Annotated in this window: 18 protein-coding genes; 17 read left to right on the top strand and 1 reads right to left on the bottom strand. The window is 64.8% G+C overall.

Going from position 1 to position 20,678, the window contains the following annotated elements; translation table 11 throughout:
- Positions 1–71 precede the first annotated feature (71 nt).
- The 10 genes from alaS to nusB all read left to right on the top strand — a co-directional run bounded on the left by alaS (position 72) and on the right by nusB (position 10,150).
- Positions 72–2,753 carry an alanine--tRNA ligase gene (gene alaS / locus AAGW05_RS10075; RefSeq protein WP_411804385.1) on the top strand — a complete coding sequence of 894 codons (2,682 nt, stop codon included), beginning with the start codon at positions 72–74 and terminating at the stop codon, positions 2,751–2,753.
- A gap of 7 nt (positions 2,754–2,760) precedes the next feature.
- Positions 2,761–3,351 (top strand): Holliday junction resolvase RuvX, encoded by a 591-nt coding sequence (gene ruvX / locus AAGW05_RS10070; RefSeq protein WP_411804384.1) that lies wholly within the window; start codon positions 2,761–2,763, stop codon positions 3,349–3,351.
- Entirely contained in the window at positions 3,348–4,673 is a 1,326-nt protein-coding gene (gene mltG, locus AAGW05_RS10065; protein ID WP_411804383.1) for an endolytic transglycosylase MltG, read from the top strand. The genes ruvX and mltG overlap by 4 nt, the downstream gene beginning before the upstream one ends.
- Positions 4,674–5,597, top strand: coding sequence for a shikimate dehydrogenase (locus AAGW05_RS10060; RefSeq protein WP_411804382.1), 924 nt, complete (start codon positions 4,674–4,676; stop codon positions 5,595–5,597).
- A gap of 5 nt (positions 5,598–5,602) precedes the next feature.
- Positions 5,603–6,802 (top strand): chorismate synthase, encoded by a 1,200-nt coding sequence (aroC, locus tag AAGW05_RS10055; RefSeq protein WP_411804381.1) that lies wholly within the window; start codon positions 5,603–5,605, stop codon positions 6,800–6,802.
- Positions 6,802–7,374: a shikimate kinase gene (locus AAGW05_RS10050; RefSeq protein WP_411804380.1), complete on the top strand. Its 573-nt coding sequence runs from the start codon at positions 6,802–6,804 to the stop codon at positions 7,372–7,374. The genes aroC and AAGW05_RS10050 overlap by 1 nt, the downstream gene beginning before the upstream one ends.
- Before the next feature lie 3 nt (positions 7,375–7,377).
- On the top strand, positions 7,378–8,487 hold the full coding sequence (aroB, locus tag AAGW05_RS10045; protein ID WP_411804379.1) for a 3-dehydroquinate synthase: 1,110 nt from the start codon (positions 7,378–7,380) through the stop codon (positions 8,485–8,487).
- A 2-nt stretch (positions 8,488–8,489) separates the two neighbouring features.
- Positions 8,490–8,990 (top strand): tetratricopeptide repeat protein, encoded by a 501-nt coding sequence (locus AAGW05_RS10040; protein ID WP_411804378.1) that lies wholly within the window; start codon positions 8,490–8,492, stop codon positions 8,988–8,990.
- Positions 8,991–9,140: 150 nt separating this feature from the next.
- A complete protein-coding gene (efp, locus tag AAGW05_RS10035; protein ID WP_411804377.1) occupies positions 9,141–9,704 on the top strand; it encodes an elongation factor P in 564 nt (187 codons plus the stop codon).
- Positions 9,704–10,150, top strand: a complete 447-nt coding sequence (nusB, locus tag AAGW05_RS10030) for a transcription antitermination factor NusB (protein ID WP_411804376.1) — start codon at positions 9,704–9,706, stop codon at positions 10,148–10,150. Before efp ends, nusB begins: the two co-directional genes overlap by 1 nt.
- 92 nt (positions 10,151–10,242) lie before the next feature.
- On the opposite strand, the gene AAGW05_RS10025 is transcribed toward nusB, so the two are convergent.
- Positions 10,243–11,598, bottom strand: coding sequence for a PrsW family intramembrane metalloprotease (locus AAGW05_RS10025; RefSeq protein ID WP_411804375.1), 1,356 nt, complete (start codon positions 11,596–11,598; stop codon positions 10,243–10,245).
- A 187-nt stretch (positions 11,599–11,785) separates the two neighbouring features.
- On the opposite strand from AAGW05_RS10025, the gene pyrR reads away from it, so the two are divergent.
- From pyrR to pyrF, 7 genes are read left to right on the top strand one after another with little or no spacing between them, the layout of a single operon-like run.
- Positions 11,786–12,397 (top strand): bifunctional pyr operon transcriptional regulator/uracil phosphoribosyltransferase PyrR, encoded by a 612-nt coding sequence (pyrR, locus tag AAGW05_RS10020; protein WP_411804374.1) that lies wholly within the window; start codon positions 11,786–11,788, stop codon positions 12,395–12,397.
- The gene (locus AAGW05_RS10015; protein ID WP_411804373.1) at positions 12,394–13,404 is read left to right on the top strand and encodes an aspartate carbamoyltransferase catalytic subunit; all 1,011 of its coding nucleotides are present in this window, start codon (positions 12,394–12,396) and stop codon (positions 13,402–13,404) included. Before pyrR ends, AAGW05_RS10015 begins: the two co-directional genes overlap by 4 nt.
- Entirely contained in the window at positions 13,401–14,717 is a 1,317-nt protein-coding gene (locus tag AAGW05_RS10010; protein WP_411804372.1) for a dihydroorotase, read from the top strand. The genes AAGW05_RS10015 and AAGW05_RS10010 overlap by 4 nt, the downstream gene beginning before the upstream one ends.
- Positions 14,717–15,241 (top strand): hypothetical protein, encoded by a 525-nt coding sequence (locus AAGW05_RS10005; RefSeq protein WP_411804371.1) that lies wholly within the window; start codon positions 14,717–14,719, stop codon positions 15,239–15,241. Before AAGW05_RS10010 ends, AAGW05_RS10005 begins: the two co-directional genes overlap by 1 nt.
- A gap of 2 nt (positions 15,242–15,243) precedes the next feature.
- Positions 15,244–16,425 (top strand): glutamine-hydrolyzing carbamoyl-phosphate synthase small subunit, encoded by a 1,182-nt coding sequence (gene carA, locus AAGW05_RS10000; RefSeq protein WP_411804370.1) that lies wholly within the window; start codon positions 15,244–15,246, stop codon positions 16,423–16,425.
- Positions 16,425–19,736 (top strand): carbamoyl-phosphate synthase large subunit, encoded by a 3,312-nt coding sequence (carB, locus tag AAGW05_RS09995; RefSeq protein ID WP_411804369.1) that lies wholly within the window; start codon positions 16,425–16,427, stop codon positions 19,734–19,736. The genes carA and carB overlap by 1 nt, the downstream gene beginning before the upstream one ends.
- Positions 19,726–20,631 carry an orotidine-5'-phosphate decarboxylase gene (gene pyrF / locus AAGW05_RS09990; protein ID WP_411804368.1) on the top strand — a complete coding sequence of 302 codons (906 nt, stop codon included), beginning with the start codon at positions 19,726–19,728 and terminating at the stop codon, positions 20,629–20,631. Before carB ends, pyrF begins: the two co-directional genes overlap by 11 nt.
- Positions 20,632–20,678: the final 47 nt, after the last annotated feature.

Raw genomic sequence — 20,678 nt, 5'->3', positions numbered from 1 at the left:
CACCGCACATCCAGGCGTTCCGCCTGCCGGAACTTTTGCCAGCCAGAACCATTGAAGGAGCCACCAGGCTAATGAAATCCCATGACATTGCACAGCGCTGGATCGAATTTTTCGCCGGCAAGGGCCACGCCCCCGTGCCGTCAGCGTCCTTGGTGTCCTCCGACCCGTCGCTGCTGTTCACAGTGGCCGGCATGGTTCCCTTCATCCCTTACCTGACAGCCCGCGAGGTTCCACCCTTCAAGCGCGCCACGAGCGTGCAGAAGTGTATCCGCACCGGCGACATCGACGAGGTCGGCAAGACAGTCCGTCACGGCACCTTCTTCCAGATGGCCGGCAACTTCTCCTTCGGCGACTACTTCAAGGAAACAGCCATCCCGTACGCCTGGGAGCTGTTGACCTCATCAATTGCCGACGGCGGCTTCGGCCTTCCCGTTGACCGCCTCTGGGTTACCGTGTACACCGAGGACACCGAAGCCCTGGAGATCTGGCGCGATAGGGTCGGCGTCGCCGAGGACCGCATCCAGCGCATCGGCAAGGAAGACAACTACTGGTCCACCGGCCAGCCCGGCCCCGCAGGCCCCTGCTCTGAAATCTTTTACGACCGCGGCCCGGAATACGGTGTGGAGGGTGGCCCCATCGCCGATGAAACCCGCTACATCGAGATCTGGAACCTTGTGTTCATGCAGTACCAGATCGACAACGTCACCTCCAAGACAGAGTTCGACGTCGTCGGCGAACTGCCCAACAAGAACATTGACACTGGCCTGGGCCTGGAGCGCCTGGCCATGATTCTCCAGGGCGTGGAGAACATGTATGAGACCGACCAGGTCCGCCCCGTCCTTGACAAGGCAGCAGAACTGGCTGGCAAGGAGTACACCTCCACCGAGGACCCCGCGGACCCGCACCACACAGACGACGTGCGCATGCGTGTTGTGGCCGACCACATCCGCTCCTCGCTCATGCTGATTTCCGACGGCGTCAGCCCCTCCAATGAGGGCCGCGGCTACGTGCTGCGCCGCCTGATCCGCCGTGCAGTGCGCGCCATGCGCCTCCTCGGCGTGGAAACAGCCGTGCTGCCCGAGCTCCTGCCCGTCTCACGGGACGCCATGAAGGGTGCCTACCCGGAGGTCGAGACCGACTTCGCCCGCATCGCCCGCATCGCCTACGCGGAAGAAAAGTCCTTCCTGCGCACCATCGCCAGCGGCACGGCCCGCCTCGAAGAAGCCGTGAAGGAATCCAAGGCAGCCAACACCAACCTGTCCGGCGCCGAAGCGTTCGCCCTGCATGACACGTACGGCTTCCCGATCGACCTCACGCTTGAAATGGCCGGAGAGGCCGGCCTGGCGGTCGACGAGGCCGGATTCCGCTCCCTCATGCTCGAGCAGCGCACACGCGCCCAGAAGGACGCCAAGGCCAAGAAGAGCGGCCACGCGGACCTCTCGGTCTTCCATGAGTTACACGCCCAGGGCGAGACGGTCTTCACCGGCTACACCGAACTTGAGGGCCAGGGCCGTGTCCGGGCGATCCTCGCCAACGGCGCCAAGGTGGCCCACGCCTCCACGGGGGATGAGATTTCCGTCGTCCTTGACGAGACCCCGTTCTACGCCGAGGCCGGCGGCCAGGCAGCGGACACCGGCCTGATCACCGGTGACGGCTTCGTCGTCGAGGTCCTCGACGTCCAGCGCCCCATCAAGGGACTGAGCGTGCACCAGGCGATCGTGCGCGAGGGCGAGCTGCCTTCGGACGCGCTGGTCCGCGCCGCCGTCGACCGTGAACGCCGCCATGCGGGCGAGCAGGCCCACACGGGCACGCACATCGTCCACGCGGCCCTGCACCAGATCCTCGGCCCGGAGGCGCTGCAGCGCGGTTCCTACAACAAGGCCGGCTACCTGCGCTTTGACTTCGCCTGGGGCGAGGGCCTGAGCCCGGCGACCCGTTCGGAGATCGAAGAGGTGGCCAACCTTGCCATCCGCAGCAACTTCCGCGTTGACACGACCGTCATGGACCTCGATGCCGCCAAGGCGCTCGGTGCGACGGCCCTGTTCGGGGAGAACTACGGCGCCCAAGTGCGTGTCGTGGAGATCGACGGCGCATGGTCCCGTGAGCTGTGCGGTGGCACACACGTTGCCAGCACGTCAAACATCGGTTCGCTGACCCTGCTGGGGGAGCAGTCGGTTGGCTCGGGAAACCGCCGCGTCGAGGCCTTTGTCGGCATGGATGCCTTCCGCCACCTGGCTGCGGAGCGTGCCCTCGTCAGCTCGCTGTCGGACATGCTCAAGGTGCCCTCGCACCTGGTGCCCGAGCGTGTTGCAGCAACCCTTGCCAAGCTCAAGCACGCCGAGAAGGAACTTGAGCGCCTGCGCAAGGAACAGCTTGGCGCAGCGGCGGCGAACCTTGCAGGCTCGGCCGTTGACGCCAATGGCGTGCGTGTCATTGCGCACGACGCCGGTGACATCGCCAGTGCCGACGACCTTCGCGCCCTGGCACTTGACCTGCGCGACCGGTTGGGCTCGTCGGCATCGACCATTGCCGCGGCAGGCGCCAGCAACGGCCGCCCGGTCATCCTGGTTCTCACCAACGAGGCAGCCCGCGAGGCAGGCGTTAAGGCCGGAAACCTGGTCAAGCTCGCATCGGGCATCCTTGGCGGCGGTGGCGGCGGCAAGCCCGACATGGCACAGGGCGGCGGCAGCGACGTCACGGCCATTGCGGCGGCACTGACCGCAGTGGTCGACGCCGTGAAGAACCGGTCCTAGGGTTTCCGTGTCGGAGAAGACTTACCCGCAGGGGGTCAAGCTTGGCGTGGACGTTGGAATGGTCCGCGTCGGCTTGGCTTCCTGCGATCCCGACGGCATCCTGGCAACACCCGTGAAGACCCTGGGCCGGGATGCAAAAAAGAACAGCGACATCAAGGTGCTCCTGAAGGAAGCCGACAACCGTGGCGCCTGCCAAATTTTCGTTGGCCTGCCACGGACCTTGAAGGGCGAGGAAAAAGCCTCAGCGGCGATGGCCCGCAGCTACGCCAAGCTGCTAGTTGCGGCGCTGGCATCGGCCGAAATGGCCATTGAAGTGCGCCTGATTGACGAGCGCTTGACCACCGTCAGCGCGCACGCTGCACTGCACAGCGCTGGATTGAGCAGCCGTGAACACCGTAAAGTGGTAGATCAGGTGGCAGCAGTTGAAATATTGCAACATGCCATCGACATGCAAAAAGCGCGCAATGCCAACGTAGGGGAGCTGGTGCGCGGCCCGATGCCGGGCGTAGTGGGGGCTGCCTGGGCATCCGAACACGAAGAAGTTTCCACCATTACCACGCAAAATGGCGTGCCTGAAGAAACGAAACTGGCACCATGAATGAGCTTTTCCGCGGCCCGGCGCACGCTCCCGTGCCCGGCGACCATGAACCACGCGACCATGAGGCCGGTTACCCCGACGACGGGCACTACCCAGGCGGGCGCCACGAACATGGCCGCCACGGGGGTGACGTCCACGAGGAAGCGTTCCACGAGGAAGCCTTCCATGAGGCAGACGGCCACGAGACGCGGTTTGAAGAGACGCACGCGGAGGAAGAATACGCGCTGCTGCCTTCACGGCGCAGCAGCCGAGTGTCCAAGCGCGTGCGCAGGCGCCGGCGCAGCCTGGTCTTCCTTGTCATCCTTGTCATGTTCGTTGCCGTCGTCTATTTCGCTGTCCAGGCGGTCAAGCCCATGCTGGCAGGTTTCCAGGTTGCCGACTACCCCGGCCCCGGCACCGGCACAGTGCAGCTTGTGGTGCCGCAGGGCGCCACCGGGCGCACAGTTGCAGCCGACTTGAAAACCCAGGACGTCGTCGCCAGCGAGCAATCGTTCCTTGACGCCCTCAAGGCCGCCGACGGTTCAGCGTCCCTGCGGCCGGGAACCTTCTCCATGAAGCACCAGATGAAGGCGGCCGACGCCGTCGGGATACTGCTGGCCACCAACAATGACAAGGTCCACTACGCGGCCGTGGCCCAGAACCTGCGCATTGGCGACACCCTCGCTGTCCTGGCCGGCGGCACGGGCATTCCAGTGGGCGAATTTGAGGCGCTGTCCAATCAGCCCCAACTGTTCGGACTGCCGGCCCAGGCCAAGAACCTCGAAGGTTACCTGTCCCCGGGGGAGTACCGCTTCCCGATCGAGCTTGACGCCAAGGGCATCCTTGCCCAGATGGTTGCCGCCACGAAGAAGTCACTCGTTGAGACGGGCATCACGGATCCCGCCGAACAGTACCGAGTACTGACCATTGCCAGCATCATCGAGTTCGAGGGCAATCAGGCGAACTACGCCAAGATTTCTGGTGCCATCGAGAACCGCATCAACAACCCCAACGGCGAAACCGGCGGCCGGCTGGAATCGGATGCCACGGTTGCCTACGGCCTTGGCCTGAAGACGTACAACATCACTGCCGCCCAGAAGGCGGACAAGTCGAACCTGTACAACACCTTCGCCAACCCCGGCCTGCCCGTGGGGCCCATAGGTTCACCCGGTCTCAAGGCCATCCAGGCGGCTGCGCACCCGGAGACCAACCCGTACTACTTCTGGGTGACAGTGAACCTGAAGACGGGCGAAACGCTGTACGCCACCACGTTCGCCCAACATCAGGTAAACGTTGCCAAGTACGTGGCATGGTGCGATGCCAACCCGGGGGAGTGCAAGTAAGTGAACACCCCCCTCCAAGGGGCGGTCCTGGGGCACCCGATTGGGCATTCCAAATCGCCCGCGCTGCACAACGCCGCCTACGCGCTGCTCGGTGCAAACTTCAGCTATCGAGCCATTGACGTTGAGGTTCCCGGGCTGGCCGGTTTCCTGGCCCAGGTCCGTGCCGAGGGCAACTGGTACGGGCTGTCGGTGACGATGCCGCTGAAGAACGAGGCCGCCGAACTTGTCGACGAGCTCACGGCCGTTGCAAGGGTGCTGGCCTCGGTCAATACGATCATCGCCACCACGAACGACGCCGGGACCACCACCCTGCGAGGCGAGAACACCGATGTGGCGGGCATTGTGAACGCGCTGCGCCACGCCGGGGCCCGGGAGCGCCCGCGCGCCGCCATCTTAGGTGGCGGGGGAACTGCTGTTGCGGCCGTTGCCGCGCTGGCGCAGCTCGGTGCGGTCGAGACCGTCGTGTTCGTGCGCAACCCGGCCAAGGCTGCAGGGACGCTTGATGTTGCAGCGGCACTTGACACCCCGGTCGCCCTTGAACTCTTCGAAGGTGCCGCGCATGTGCTCGGCGGGTTCGACGTCGTGATTTCAACGCTGCCACCGCGCGGCGCCGACGGGCTCGCCGCAGAGTTTGCCGCAGACATGCACGCCAGGGGTGCCATGCTTGAGCGTGCGGTCCTGCTCGATGTCGCCTACGACCCCTGGCCCAGTGCACTGGCACAGGCGTGGGAGTCGTGCGGGGGCACTGTCGTGGCCGGCATTGAAATGCTTTTGTACCAAGGTGTGGAACAAGTCAAACTGTTTGCGGAGGCCGGAGGTTACGGCACCCTCGCAACAGACCAAGTCGGGGACGTCATCAATGTGATGTGCGACGCAATTGGCGTCCACAGGCGAAATCCCCACGAACAGAACATGGCAGGATAGAGAGTATGTTGCGTTGGTTGACCGCCGGAGAATCACATGGCCCGGCTCTCGTGGGAATTATTGAAGGCGTCCCGGCCGGTGTGGAGCTTACGAGCTCCCACATCCAGGACGCCCTGGCTCGCCGCCGCCTCGGCTATGGCCGCGGCGCCCGGATGAAGTTTGAGCAGGACGTGGTCACCATCCTGGGCGGTGTGCGCCACGGCCTGACCCAGGGTGGCCCCGTTGCCATCCAGATTGCCAACTCAGAGTGGCCCAAGTGGGAGCAGATCATGTCTGCGGACCCCGTGGACGCCGATGAGCTGGCCGGCCAGGCACGCAATGCGCCGTTGACGCGCCCGCGCCCCGGCCATGCCGACTTCACGGGCATGCAGAAGTACGCCTTCGAGGAGGCCCGCCCCGTCCTTGAGCGTGCCAGCGCCCGCGAAACCGCCACCCGGGTGGCGCTCGGTGTTGTCGCATCCCAGATTCTTGCCGCCGTCGGCGTCGAACTCGTCAGCCACACGGTCCAGATCGCCGGCATCGCATCCCCCGGGGACGCCGCACTGCCTGTCTTCACCGACGTTGCCGCCCTTGACGCCGATCCGCTGCGCTGCTTTGACGCAGCCACCTCGGCCGCCATGGTCGAGGAGGTCAACACCGCCCAGAAACAAGGTGAAACCCTCGGCGGCGTCGTCGAGGTCCTGGCCTACAACCTGCCGCCAGGACTGGGCAGCTACGTGCACTGGGACCGCCGCCTCGACTCACGACTGGCCGGCGCCCTCATGGGCATCCAGGCCATCAAGGGCGTTGAGGTCGGCGACGGCTTCGCCACCGCCGCACGCCGCGGCTCTGCAGCGCACGATGAAATCGTGCGCGATGACGACGGCCGGATCATCCGCACCTCCAACCGAGCAGGCGGCATCGAGGGCGGGATGAGCATCGGCGACGTCCTGCGCGTCCGCGCGGCGATGAAGCCCATTGCCACTGTCCCGCGCGCCCTGCAGACCATTGACGTTGCCACCGGCGAACCCGCCAAGGCGCACCACCAACGCTCAGACGTCTGCGCCGTGCCGGCCGCCGGCGTCGTGGCCGAAGCGATGACGGCCCTCGTGCTTGCCGAGGCGCTCCTCGAGAAGTTCGGCGGGGACTCGATGGCCGAGACCAAGCGCAACATGGACAGCTACCTGGCGGCCATCCCCGCCAACCTGGACACGCTGGGCCACTGATGGAACAGGGCACGGATCCGGTGGGGGCGCCGGACTTCACGCCCCTTGGGCCCATTGTCATGATCGGTCCCATGGCCGTGGGCAAGTCGGTGATTGGTGCCGAACTTGCCCGTGTGCTCGGGATCGACTTCCTCGACTCGGACCAGAAGATCGTGGCCAAGCACGGGCCCGTCGCGCGGATCTTTGCCGCCAGGGGCGAGCACCACTTCCGCCAGCTTGAGGCCCGTGCGATCGCCGATGTCCTGCAGGCCCCCAAGGCCAAGGCCGTCGTCCTGTCACTGGGCGGCGGGGCTGTCCTCGACTCCGGGACGCAGCAGCTGCTGGCCGGGGCCACGGTTGTCTTTTTGAGTGCAGAGATCGACACCGTGCGTGAACGCATCACCCGCAACACCGGCCGGCCGCTGCTGGCCGCGGACCCGGTTGCCACCTGGGAACGCCTGGCCGCCGCCCGCGGCCCCGTGTACGCCCGCCTCGCCGACATCACCCTTGATGTCAACCATTCAAATGTGCCGCAGCTCGTTGAGCGCCTCATCCATCTGCTGGCGGCAGACTCAAGGAAAGAGAATTCGTAAATCGTGAACACCGAGAACACCACCGCAGTCCCCAACACAGTCATCAAGGTCACCGGCGTCCTGCCGCATGAAAACTACGACGTCGTAGTGGGCCGCGGTCTGTTGGCCGAACTCCCGCCGTTGCTGGGCGAGCGGGTCAAAAAGGTCTTGGTTGTCCACCCACGCGCCCTGCGCATGACGGGCGAGGCCGTCAGGGACGAGCTTGAGGCCGCCGGGTTCACGGCGCTGACAGCTGAAATCCCCGACGCCGAGGAGGGCAAGCACATCCAGGTTGCCTCCTTCTGCTGGGAGGTCCTGGGCAAGAACGACTTCACCCGTTCAGACGCCATCGTGGCTGTGGGCGGCGGTGCCGTCACCGACCTCGCCGGCTTTGTCGCAGCCACCTGGCTGCGTGGCGTCAAGCTGGTGAACATCCCCACCTCGCTGCTCGGCATGGTCGACGCCTCGGTCGGCGGCAAGACTGGCATCAACACGGCGGAAGGTAAGAACCTCGTCGGGTCCTTCCACCCCCCGGCCGGCGTTCTCGTTGACCTTGACACCTTAGCGACCCTGCCGCCGAACGAACTCATCTCCGGCATGGCCGAGGTCATCAAGTGCGGCTTCATCGCCGACCCCGTGATCCTTGACTTGATCGAGGCTAACCCTGAAGCCGTCAAGGACCCCAATTCGGCAGTCCTGCGCGAACTCATCGAACGCGCCATTGCCGTGAAGGCCAAGGTTGTTTCCGCTGATCTGAAGGAAGAGGGGCTGCGCGAGATCCTCAACTACGGACACACGCTTGGCCACGCCATTGAGCTGACCGAACGCTACTCCTGGCGCCACGGTGCGGCCGTCTCCGTTGGCATGATGTTTGCCGCCGAGCTGGCCCGCAGCGTGGGACGCCTCAGCGACGAGGACGCCGACCGCCACCGCTCAATCCTTGACCTGCTCGGCCTGCCGCTGAGCTACCGCCGCGACCGCTGGCAGGCACTCCTTGATGCCATGAAGCGTGACAAGAAGACCCGCGGTGACCTGCTGCGCTTCGTTGTCCTTGACGGCATCGGCCGCCCGCGCGTCCTGGACGTGCCGGACCAGTCGCTGCTCTTTGCCGCCTACCAGGAAATCGCCTCTTAGCCATGAGTCTGAAGGATTGGCCCTCGGCCGGCTTCCCTGGAACCGCAGTGAATCCCGAGACCCTGTTGCCCGAGGTTGTCGACGAGGAAGCGTGCAACGCCGCTCTTGCGGAGTCCTCGGACGCCGGCGACAGGATCTTTGTCCTGCTGGCACGGGGGCTGACGGCCGAGGCCGCGGAGGCAGCGGCACAGGCGCGCCTGGTAGACCCAGAATCCATCAGGTTGCAGGTCCTTGACGCCGAGGTGTTGCGTGCAAGCCGGCACTTTGATCGGGCCGAACTGGCCTTGAAGTCAATCCTTCCCGCCGTTGCGGGCAAGCCGATGGAGGCCTGGCTGTTCCAGCAGCTCGGCAAGGTGCATTTCAGCAACGGCCAGTTTGAGGCGGCCGCCAAGTACTTCGCCACATCCCTGGAACTTCGGGTTGTCGCCGGCTCCGACGCCGCGGCCATCTACTCGGCCACTGTCTCGCTCAAGCGAGCCCTGGACCTGGCTGAGCGGCAGTAACCCTCCCGGCGGGCCGCCGTCGTGCGATTTCCGTCGGTCATGTGACGGGGAGGACGTGCCGTGGTGGTGCGAATCATGCTGTGTGCGGCGGCTGTGTGCGGTAGTATGGTCAATGGATTTTTGATAACACTTATACGCTAAGAGGCTGATGTGGCAACGACTAACGACATTAAGAACGGCACCGTTCTCAAGCTTGAGGGCCAACTCTGGAACATCATTGAATTCCAGCATGTCAAGCCCGGCAAGGGTGGCGCATTCGTCCGCACCAAGATGCGCAACATCCTCTCAGGCAAGGTCGTTGACAAGACGTTCAATGCCGGCCTGAAGATTGAGACGGCCACAGTTGACCGTGGCGACTACCAATACCTGTACCAGGACGGCGAAGACTTCGTCTTCATGGACACCCAGAACTACGACCAGATCACGGTTTCGGCCAAGACTGTCGGCGACGCCACGAACTTCATGCTGGAAAACATCAACGTGACCATCGCGTTGCACGAGGGCAACCCCTTGTACATCGAGCTGCCCCCGTCGGTCCAGCTGCGTATCACCTACACCGAGCCGGGCCTCCAGGGTGACCGCTCCTCCGCAGGCACCAAGCCCGCAACCGTTGAAACCGGTTACGAGATCCAGGTTCCCCTGTTCGTGGAGAACAACACCCTCGTCAAGGTTGATACCCGCGACGGCAGCTACCAGGGACGTGTAAGCGAGTAGTGGCAAGCAGTCAATCCAGCCCTTCGGGCAAGCCAAATTCGGCGCGCAGCAAGGCCCGCCGCCGTGCCTTGGACATCCTGTTCGAGTCAGAGCAGCGCGACGTAACAGCCATGTCGGCGCTGATCGCACGCCGCGAAAAGACCGACCAGATCATCAACCCGTACACGGTTGACCTGGTCGAGGGCGTCACCGCCATGGGCGAGAGCATCGACGAGTTCCTCCAGACCTACTCCCAGGGTTGGACGCTTGAGCGCATGCCCGCCGTCGACCGCATCATTTTGCGCATCGGCACCTGGGAACTGCTCTACAACGACGACGTCCCCGACGCCGTTGCCGTCAGTGAGGCCGTGGAACTGGCCAAGATCCTCTCCACTGACGAGTCCCCGCAGTTCATCAACGGCCTGCTGGGCCGTTTGCAGCAGATCAAGCCCACGCTCCTGGCGTAGCAGCCCAAACAACTGACCCGCAGAAAACGGCGAAAGTCACGTCAAAATCGTGAATTTTCGTCGTTTTCTGCGGGTCAGTTTGTGTTGCAGGGCTAGAAGCCGGGCTGTTGCATGTTCTTCGCCTGCCACACAACCGAGGCGTGCCGGCCCAGGAGTTCGCTGCGCACGGCAGTGATCTTGTTCAGCAGGTCAAGCTCCTGCTCCTGGCCCGCCGCAAACCGTGCAGCCGCCACGCCGTGGCCCCTGGCGTCAACCAGCAGGCGCTGGCGGGTGAAGGCCAGCCGGGTGGCGAGCCGGATGAATTCCTTCATGACGGGACCTGCGCCGAAGGTCTTCGACCAGGCCAGGGCACGACGTCGGCCGGCACCCGTTGCGAGCATCGGAACCTCCTGCTGGGTAAACCACCCTGACGGGACGTAGTCGGAGAGGCGCCTGCGTGTCAGCCTCGCCTCCGAGCGGCGCAGCAAGATGATGCCCACGATGAAGAGGGCGAACAGGGGCATCTGCAACACCACGTACTCAATGAAGAAGCTGCCGCCCAGGAATGAGGAACTGTTCCACAGACCGTGCAGGAACATGGCGGGAATCAGGCCCGCAACCCACGCGCCAAGAACAAGCAGGGTTCCGCCATTGCGGGCAGCCCAGCCCACACAGACACCCAGTGTTGCCGTAAACATGACGTGGGCAAACGGGGACATGAGCCCGCGCATGAGGAAGATCCCCACAAGGCCCGTTGTTGTGCCGTTGGCCTCCTGCAAGGCCTGTCCGAAGTACAGAACGTTCTCCGTAAACGCGAACCCCGCAGCGATGATGCCGGCGTAGACGACGCCGTCGACGGGCCCGTCGAAGGTGCGCCGGCGCAGGAAGAACAGCAGCAGCAATCCGGCACCCTTGCAGATTTCCTCCACGATCGGCGCCTGGATGACGGCGTTGACCATGTCGGGGTCGGCCGCGGAACTTCCGCTCATGAGCAGCGGCTGGACCCAGCTGCCCAGCACAAGCGTAGTCACGACTGACATGCCCGCACCCCAGCAAAAACCAAGAATCAGGGCGGGGACTGGTTCCGGCTCCCACCTGTCAACCCACCTCAGGGTGGCCACGCAGATCGCCAGCGGAACAAGTGCCAGGGCGCCGCAGATCAGGAACACATTCGCGCCGATGGAAACGGCAAAGAACGCCAGGGTCAAGAGTGCGACAAGACCAAAGACGCACAGCAAGATGATGTTCGTCACCTTCACGGCGGTGCCGCGTGCTTTTCTTCGATGCGCCGCAGGCCCCTGATGGGCCCAGTATGCGGAGGTGTGGCTCAGCCCCGTGCCGGGTCCTTGGTAGGGATCGCTGTGTCCCGGGAGTGGAGGCGGAAGCTGTGGAAGCGGGGCGTGGGCAGGGTGCGGTTGGTGCTGCGGGCCGCCTGCGGCGGGGTCCTGCCAATGGCCGGTTTCACTCATGCCTTAAAGACTAGGCCAGTGCCTGGCGCCCAACCGGCTGGCGCGCGCAGGCAATGCCCGGTTGCGGCCCGGTCGCAGCCGTGCGCGGCCCGCCCTGGCGGGCGGTCGCGGTGCCTGTGGTAGTTTGAACTGTACGCAATCAACCTTTTAATTCCGTCCTGTGAGGCGGGGAAAGGGGACGCGAGAAATGACTACTTCCTCCGAAGCGTTTGGGGAAAAGCAGCAATCCTCTGCGGCTGTCGCTGTGTCCCGTGTGGTTCTGAACGCCGCGGACATCGAACGGGCGCTCACTCGTATCGCCTATGAGATTCTCGAGGCAAACAAGGGCACGGCGAATCTGCTGTTGCTTGGCATCCCGCGCCGGGGCTATCCGCTGGCCCAGCGCCTGGCGGCCAAAGTTGCCGCCAGCGATCCCACAGTGGATCCGGCCGCCATCGTCGGACAGCTCGATGTCACCATGTTCCGTGACGACCTCGCCCGCCAGCCAACCCGGGCCCCGGAGCGCACCGAACTTCCCGCATCCGGCATTGACGGAAAAACAATCATCCTCGTTGACGACGTGCTGTTCTCGGGCCGCACCATCCGAGCAGCCCTGGACGCCCTCGTCGACCTCGGCCGCCCCCGCGCGGTCCGCCTGGCCGTGCTGGTTGACAGAGGCCACCGCGAACTGCCGATCAGGGCAGACCACGTGGGCAAGAACCTGCCTACCTCCTCCAGTGAAAAGGTGCGGGTCCACCTGGCCGAGATAGACGGCGGCGACGCCGCAAACGACGAAGTAGTCATTGAGGCCGGCGCATGAGGCATTTGCTGTCAACTGAACAACTCAGCCGTGAAAATGCCATCCAGATCCTGGATACGGCCCACGAAATGGCTGCCGTGGGGGAGCGGGAAGTCAAGAAGCTTCCGGCACTGCGTGGCCGCACGGTCGTCAACCTCTTCTTTGAGGATTCAACCCGCACACGCATCTCCTTTGAAGCCGCAGCCAAGCGCCTGTCGGCCGACGTCATTAACTTCAGCGCGAAGGGTTCCTCGGTCTCCAAGGGCGAATCCCTGAAGGACACGGCGCAAACCCTTGAAGCCATGGGTGCCGACGCCGTCGTCATCAGGCACTGGGCATCGGGTGCGCCCGCACGCCTTGCCAACTCGGGCTGGATCGATGCCGCCGTGATCAACGCCGGCGACGGAACCCACGCGCACCCCACCCAGGCCCTGCTCGACGCGTTCACCATGCGCGCCCACTGGGCCAAGCTCGGCGGCACTTCTTCGATTGGCGCCGACCTGACGGGCATGCGCGTCATGATCGTCGGCGACGTGCTGCACTCACGCGTGGCCCGCTCCAACGTGTGGCTGCTGCGCACCCTCGGCGCCCACGTGACCCTGGTGGCCCCGCCTACCCTGCTGCCCGTCGGTGTTGAACACTGGCCCTGCGAGATCAGCTACGACCTGGACGCGACCCTTGAGGCCGGCGTCGACGTGGTCATGATGCTCCGGGTGCAGGCCGAGCGCATGAACGCTTCCTTCTTCCCCTCGACCCGGGAATATGCCCGCCGCTGGGGGTTCGACGACGCAAGGCTGGCAAGGCTCGATGCGCTGAACCTCAAGGACACCATCATCATGCACCCGGGCCCGATGAACCGCGGCCTGGAGATCTCCTCCGCGGCCGCCGATTCACCCCGCTCCACCGTGCTGGCCCAGGTCCGCAACGGCGTTTCGGTGCGCATGGCCACGCTGTACCTGCTGCTTTCGGGCGCTATGCGCGAAACCGCACCCTCCTCAACTCTCCCTTCAGTAAAGGACCCTTCATGAGTTTCCTGCTTCGTTCAGCATCCCTGTTGGGCCAGGACACAGCAGACGTGCTGATCCGCGACGGCGTCATCGCCGCCGTCGGTGTTGACCTGGACGCCGACATCGTTGGCGATGCAACCGTCATCGACGCCAAAGGCCTTGTTGCCTTGCCCGGCATGGTGGACCTGCACACCCACCTGCGGGAACCGGGCCGCGAAGACGCCGAAACGGTTGAAACGGGCACCCGCGCCGCGGCCCTTGGCGGCTTTACCGCCGTGCATGCCATGGCCAACAGCTCACCCGTCGCCGACACGGCAGGCGTCGTCGAGCAGGTCCACACCCTCGGGCGCGAATCCGGCTGGGTCGACGTGCGTCCCGTCGGCGCCGTCACCGTGGGCCTGGCCGGCAAGCAGCTCGCCGAGCTCGGCGCCATGGCTGACTCCCGCGCCCAGGTCCGCGTCTTCTCCGACGACGGCATCTGCGTCAGCGACCCCGTCATGATGCGCCGTGCGCTTGAATACGTGAAGGCGTTCGACGGCGTGATCGCCCAGCACGCGCAGGAACCCCGCCTCACCGAAGGCGCCCAAATGAACGAGGGCATCGTATCTGCAGACCTCGGACTGGCCGGCTGGCCCGCCGTCGCCGAGGAATCCATCATTGCCCGCGACGTCCTGCTGGCCCACCACGTCGGCTCACGCCTGCATGTGTGCCACGTGTCCACGGCCGGCTCGGTGGAGATCATCCGCTGGGCCAAGGAGCGCGGCATTTCGGTCACCGCCGAGGTCACCCCGCACCACCTGCTGCTGACAGAGGAACTCGTGCGCAGCTACAACCCTGTGTACAAGGTCAACCCGCCCCTGCGCGCCGACGCCGACGTGCACGCCCTACGTGCCGCGCTGGCAGACGGCACGATCGACATTGTCGGCACCGACCATGCCCCGCACCCGAGCGAAGCGAAGGAATGCGAGTGGGCCTCCGCGGCCATGGGCATGACGGGCCTGGAAACGGCACTGTCGGTGGTGCAGGAAACCATGATCGAGACCGGCCTGATGACCTGGGCTGACTTCGCCCGCGTCACCTCAACCACGCCGGCTCAGATCGGCCGGGTCCCCGACCAGGGCCGCCCTCTTGAGGTGGGGGAGCCGGCCAACATTGTGCTGGTTGACCCCAACGCACGCTGGAACGTCAACCCGGCGGCCATGGCCACCAAGGGCCGCAACTCGCCTTTTGCCGGCATGGAACTGCCGGGCAAAGTTGTCGCGACGTTCTTCCACGGCCATCCCACGGTGTTGGAAGGCAAGCTGAACACCCCTTATCTGCACGGGGCAAACTAGTGGACGAGCGGATCCTGCCGGGCGTCCTTGTGCTGTTGCTTGTTCTCGTCGTCTTTGCCCTGATGGGGTGGGGCTGGCGCAACAAGCTCAAGCGCCAGGGCGGGCTGGCCGAACTGCCTGGGATTCCAGGGAACCTGGGGGAGGCTTTGATCAGCGTTCCCGGCCAATATGTGGTCACCACCGCGGCCGGCGACTGGCTTGAGCGGATGGCAGTCCACGGACTCGGCATCCGCACCCCGGCAGTCGTCAACGTTCACCCCCACGGCGTCGTCATCGAGCGGAAAGGCGCCCAGGACCTGTTCATCAGTGCCAAGGCCCTGACGCAAGTGGACACGCAGGCGGGCATGGCCGGTAAATTTGTAGAGAAGGACGGGCTGGTGGTCATCAGCTGGCTTCTGGCGGACACTGAAGTGGACACCGGATTCCGCACCACCGAAGCAGGCGCCAAGCGCCCATTGATTCAAGCATTGCAGGCACTGCTGCCCGACGGCAGTGCACCAGAGAGCAACGGAAAGAACAATTGAGAATGAGTGATGCAACCATGCCTGCACAGGCACTTTTGGTCCTTGAAGACGGCCGCACTTTCCGTGGCACCAGCTACGGCGCACAGGGCACCGCCCTGGGTGAGGCTGTCTTCACCACGGGAATGACAGGCTACCAGGAGACCCTCACGGACCCCTCCTACGCCCGCCAGCTGATCATCCAGACGGCACCGCACATCGGCAACACCGGCGTCAACGCGGCAGATAACGAGTCAACCAAGATTTGGGCTGCCGGCTACGTCGTCCGCGACGCCGCCCGCCGACCGTCAAACTGGCGCTCCGAGGGCACGCTCGACGACGAGCTCATCTCCCAGGGCGTTGTCGGCATCCAGGGCGTTGACACGCGTGCCATCACCCGCCACCTGCGCGAACGCGGCGCCATGAAGGCAGGCATCTTCTCGGGCGCCGACGCCGGGCGCACCGATGCCGAGCTGCTCGCCGAGGTCCTGGCGCAGCCCGCCATGGCCGGACTGCGCCTGGCCGAGGAGGTCAGCGTGAAGGAAGCCTACGTCGTCGAGCCCTCAGCCCATGGCTGGGAAGGTGAGCCGCTCTTCACCATCGTGGCCCTTGACCTTGGCATGAAGGCCATGACGCCGACCCGCTTTGCCGAGCGCGGCGTGCGCCTGCACGTCCTGCCCGCAACGAGCACCTTCGACGAAGCCATGGAACTGAACCCCGACGGCGTGTTCATCTCCAACGGCCCAGGTGACCCCGCCACGGCCGACCGCCAGGTTGCATTTGTCCGCAGCTTCCTCGACGCAAGCGTCCCGTACTTCGGCATCTGCTTCGGCAACCAGATCCTGGGCCGCGCCCTGGGCTTTGGCACCTACAAGCTCCGTTACGGCCACCGCGGCATGAACCAGCCCGTCATGGACCGGACCACCGGCAAGGTCGAAATTACCAGCCAGAACCACGGCTTCGCCGTCGACGCGCCCCTGGATGGCCCCACACAGGCCCCCGAAGAACGCTTCGGACGTGTGGAGGTAAGCCACATCAGCCTCAACGACCAGGTCGTTGAAGGGCTTTCCTGCCTTGACATCCCGGCGTTCTCCGTCCAGTACCACCCCGAGGCAGCAGCCGGCCCGCACGACGCCGCCTACCTCTTTGACCGTTTCATCGCCCAGATGACAGCCCACAAGAACGCACAGACTGAGGAATCCAAGTAATGCCGAAGAGAGAAGATCTTAAGTCCGTCCTGGTGATTGGATCCGGTCCCATTGTGATCGGCCAGGCCGCAGAGTTTGACTACTCCGGCACCCAGGCACTGCGCGTGTTGAAGGAGGAGGGCCTGCGGGTCATCCTCGTCAACTCCAACCCGGCCACCATCATGACCGATCCCGAGTTTGCCGACGCAACCTACGTGGAGCCGATCACCCCCGAGGTGGTCGAGAAGATCATCGCCAAGGAACGCCCCGACGCGATCCTGCCCACCCTCGGTGGCCAGACCGCGCTGAACACGGCCATTGCCCTGGACAAGAACGGCGTCCTTGCCAAGTACAACGTCGAGCTGATTGGCGCGAACATCGCAGCGATCGAGCTCGGCGAAGACCGTGAAAAGTTCAAGGGCGTCGTGGAGCGCTGCGGTGCAGAGTCGGCCCGCAGCCACATCATCCACACCATGGATGAGGCCTTCGAAGCGGCCAAGGATCTTGGCTACCCCATGGTTGTCCGCCCCTCCTTCACCATGGGCGGGCTCGGCTCAGGCCTGGCCTACAACCCGAAGGACCTGGAGCGCATTGTGGGCCAGGGCCTGCAGTACAGCCCCACCACCGAGGTTTTGCTCGAAGAGAGCATCCTTGGCTGGAAGGAATACGAGCTTGAGATGATGCGCGACAAGAACGACAACGTCGTTGTTGTGTGCTCGATCGAAAACTTTGACCCGGTGGGCGTCCACACGGGCGACTCCATCACCGTGGCCCCGGCCATGACGCTGACCGACCGTGAATACCAGAACCTGCGCGACATCTCCATCGCGGTCATCCGCGAGGTGGGCGTTGACACCGGTGGCTGCAACATCCAGTTCGCGATCGAGCCTGACACAGGCCGCGTCGTCGTCATTGAGATGAACCCGCGTGTTTCACGGTCCTCGGCACTGGCCTCCAAGGCAACGGGCTTCGCCATTGCCAAGATCGCCACGAAGCTCTCACTGGGCTACACGCTCGATGAGATCCCGAACGACATCACCCAGAAGACCCCGGCCTCCTTTGAGCCGACCCTTGACTACGTTGTTGTCAAGGTTCCGCGCTTCGCGTTCGAGAAGTTCCCGGCAGCGGACGACACGCTGACCACCACGATGAAGAGCGTCGGCGAGGCCATGGCCATGGGCCGCAACTTCACCGAAGCCCTGCAGAAGGCACTGCGCTCACTCGAGCAGAAGGGTTCCAGCCTTGACTTCAAGACCGTCAACGCTCTGGATGTCCCCGATCTGATCGAAGCAGCCAAGCGCCCCACCACGGCGCGCCTGTCCCAGGTCCAGCGCGCACTGCTCGGCGGCGGCACCATTGAGGAGCTCTACGCAGCCACCGGCATCGACCCCTGGTTCCTTGACCAGCTGGTGCTGCTGAACGAAGTTTCGGCAACCATCCGCCAGTCAACCGCGCTGACCCCGGAAATGCTGAAGCTGGCCAAGCGGCACGGCTTCTCCGATGCCCAGATCGGCGCCCTGACGAACAACTCAGAGGCAGTGGTCCGCGGCGTCCGCCAGGCACTGAACATCCGCCCCGTCTACAAGACCGTGGACACCTGTGCGGCCGAGTTCAACGCGTACACCCCGTACCACTACTCCTCCTACGACGAGGAAGACGAGATCGCGCTGCACGAAAAACCGTCCGTCATCATCCTCGGCTCGGGCCCGAACCGCATCGGCCAGGGCATCGAGTTCGACTACTCCTGCGTCCACGCCTCCATGGCGCTGCGCAAGGCTGGCTATGAGACCGTCATGGTCAACTGCAACCCGGAAACCGTCTCCACCGACTATGACGTCTCCACCCGCCTGTACTTCGAACCCCTGACGCTTGAGGACGTGCTTGAGGTCATCGCGGCCGAGGAGCGCACCGGCGGCGTCATGGGCGTCTTCGTGCAGCTAGGCGGCCAGACCCCGCTGAAGCTGGCCCAGGAACTGGCCGACGCCGGTGTCCCGATCCTTGGCACCTCACCGGAAGCCATTGACCTGGCCGAGCACCGCGGCATGTTCTCGCGCGTTTTGGACGAGGCGGGCTTGATTGCGCCCAAGAACGGCACTGCCGTGTCCTTCAACGACGCCAAGAAGATCGCCGACGAAATCGGCTACCCCGTCCTTGTCCGCCCGTCCTACGTTTTGGGCGGCCGCGGCATGGAAATCGTCTACGACGAGGCCAACCTCTCGCGCTACATCAAGAACGCCACCGAAATCACGCAGGCGCACCCGGTCCTGATCGACAGGTTCTTAGAAGATGCCATCGAAATTGACGTTGACGCGCTCTTCGACGGCAAGGAGATGTACCTCGGCGGCATCATGGAGCACATCGAAGAAGCCGGCATCCACTCCGGTGACTCCGCGTGTGTGCTGCCTCCTATCACCCTGGGCAAGGACGTGCAGGAGCGGGTCCGCAAGGCCACCCTGGCCATCGCCGAGGGCGTTGGCGTGCGCGGCCTGATCAACATCCAGTTCGCCCTCGCAGCCGACATCCTCTACGTGCTCGAAGCCAACCCGCGGGCCTCTCGCACAGTGCCGTTCGTCTCCAAGGCAACCGGCGTGCAGATGGCCAAGGCCGCAGCGCTGATCGGTGTTGGCGTGTCCATCGCCCACCTGCGCAGCGTCCACCACATCCTGCCCGAAATTGGCGACGGCGGCACCCTTCCGGACAGCGCTCCGGTCGCCGTGAAGGAAGCCGTCATGCCGTTCAACCGTTTCCGCACGGTTGAGGGTCACGTTGTGGACTCCCTGCTCGGGCCGGAAATGCGTTCCACCGGTGAAGTCATGGGCATTGACAAGCACTTCGACACGGCATTTGCCAAGAGCCAGGCGGCCGCTAATGGCGCCCTGCCCGTTGACGGGAAGGTCTTCGTCTCTGTCGCCAACCGTGACAAGCGCAATATCATCATGGCCGTCAAGCGCCTCGCCGACCTCGGATACGAGATCGTCTCCACGGGTGGCACCGCTGACGTGCTGCGCCGCAACGGCATCGCCTCCACGACTGTCCGCAAGATCGCCGAAGGCACCTCCGAAGCCGGTGAGGGAACCATCGTTGACCTGATCAACAACGGCGAGATCGACATGATCTTCAACACCCCTACGGGTGGCCAGGCTCGCGGTGACGGTTACGAGATCCGCGCGGCAGCCGTCTCCAACGGCAAGCCCTGCATCACCACGGTGGCCGAGTTCAACGTGGCCGTCCAGGCCATGGAGGCACTGCGTACGTACGAATGGGATGTCACGAGCCTGCAGGAACACGCCAAGGTTTTGGCGGCAGGTCAGGCGCTCCAGCATGCCAAGTAACATCCCCAGCCCCTCCCACAGCTCGCAAGCTCGCAGTGGGTCCCTCGGGGCCGGGGGGCCCCGCGGCGGCCAGGGATTCGGCGCCCGCCTCGCCGCCGCGATGGTTGCCCGCGGCCCGCTGTGCGTTGGCATCGACCCGCACCCGGGGCTGCTTGCAACCTGGGGTCTTGAGGATTCCGTGCAGGGCCTGCGCACGTTCTCACAGACGGTGCTCGAAGCCGTCGCGCCGCTTGCGGCGGCCATCAAGCCGCAGGTGGCACTGTACGAGCGCCACGGTTCGGCCGGCTTCTCGGTTCTTGAGGAACTGCTTGCCGCCGCTGCACAGGCGAAGGTGCTGACCATCGCCGACGCAAAGCGCGGGGATATTGGCTCGACCATGGCAGGCTACGCCGATGCGTGGCTGCGCGACGGCTCGGCCCTTGCCGCCGATTCCGTGACGCTGAGCCCGTACCTGGGCTTCGAGTCGCTGCGTCCGGCGCTTGATCTCGCGGCGGCCAATGGCCGAGGCGTGTTTGTGCTTGCCCTGACCTCCAACCCTGAGGGCGCTTCGGTGCAGCACGTGGGCGGCAGCGAATCCGTGGCCAAGCGCATTGCGCAGGCGGCCGCCGTCGAAAACCGGCGCTATGCAGCAGATGCCCTGGGCTCGGTTGGCCTGGTTGTCGGTGCGACAGTGGGCAACGCGCTCATCGAGCTGGGCATTGACCTGGCGGCTGTCCACGGGCCGCTGTTGGCGCCGGGCCTTGGTGCCCAGGGCGCCACGGGAGCCGACATGCGGGCCACCTTCGGTGCCGCCTACCCTGCCGTTCTGGCGACCTCCAGCCGTGGCATCCTTGCCGCGGGCCCCACGGTCGCCGGTTTGCGCGCGGCCACGGTGGAGACCCTGGCGGGATTGTAGCGGCAGGTGATCGGCAGCACTCCGGCAGGCCTGGATTGATTTGCTTC

The organism is Arthrobacter sp. LAPM80, from assembly GCF_046736435.1.
GTDB lineage: Bacteria > Actinomycetota > Actinomycetes > Actinomycetales > Micrococcaceae > Specibacter.
Note: the sequence above shows the minus strand (reverse complement) of the source record. Positions and strands in the feature narration are given on the sequence as shown.

What these genes read in the sequence shown, in the direction of transcription:
- alaS (WP_411804385.1), top strand. Translation starts at nt 72, where the DNA reads ATGAAATCCCATGACATTGCACAGCGCTGGATCGAATTTTTCGCCGGC.
- mltG (WP_411804383.1), top strand. Translation starts at nt 3,348, where the DNA reads ATGAATGAGCTTTTCCGCGGCCCGGCGCACGCTCCCGTGCCCGGCGAC.
- aroC (WP_411804381.1), top strand. Translation starts at nt 5,603, where the DNA reads ATGTTGCGTTGGTTGACCGCCGGAGAATCACATGGCCCGGCTCTCGTG.
- AAGW05_RS10050 (WP_411804380.1), top strand. Translation starts at nt 6,802, where the DNA reads ATGGAACAGGGCACGGATCCGGTGGGGGCGCCGGACTTCACGCCCCTT.
- AAGW05_RS10040 (WP_411804378.1), top strand. Translation starts at nt 8,490, where the DNA reads ATGAGTCTGAAGGATTGGCCCTCGGCCGGCTTCCCTGGAACCGCAGTG.
- AAGW05_RS10025 (WP_411804375.1), bottom strand. Translation starts at nt 11,598, where the DNA reads ATGAGTGAAACCGGCCATTGGCAGGACCCCGCCGCAGGCGGCCCGCAG.
- pyrR (WP_411804374.1), top strand. Translation starts at nt 11,786, where the DNA reads ATGACTACTTCCTCCGAAGCGTTTGGGGAAAAGCAGCAATCCTCTGCG.
- AAGW05_RS10015 (WP_411804373.1), top strand. Translation starts at nt 12,394, where the DNA reads ATGAGGCATTTGCTGTCAACTGAACAACTCAGCCGTGAAAATGCCATC.
- AAGW05_RS10010 (WP_411804372.1), top strand. Translation starts at nt 13,401, where the DNA reads ATGAGTTTCCTGCTTCGTTCAGCATCCCTGTTGGGCCAGGACACAGCA.
- carA (WP_411804370.1), top strand. Translation starts at nt 15,244, where the DNA reads ATGAGTGATGCAACCATGCCTGCACAGGCACTTTTGGTCCTTGAAGAC.
- carB (WP_411804369.1), top strand. Translation starts at nt 16,425, where the DNA reads ATGCCGAAGAGAGAAGATCTTAAGTCCGTCCTGGTGATTGGATCCGGT.
- pyrF (WP_411804368.1), top strand. Translation starts at nt 19,726, where the DNA reads ATGCCAAGTAACATCCCCAGCCCCTCCCACAGCTCGCAAGCTCGCAGT.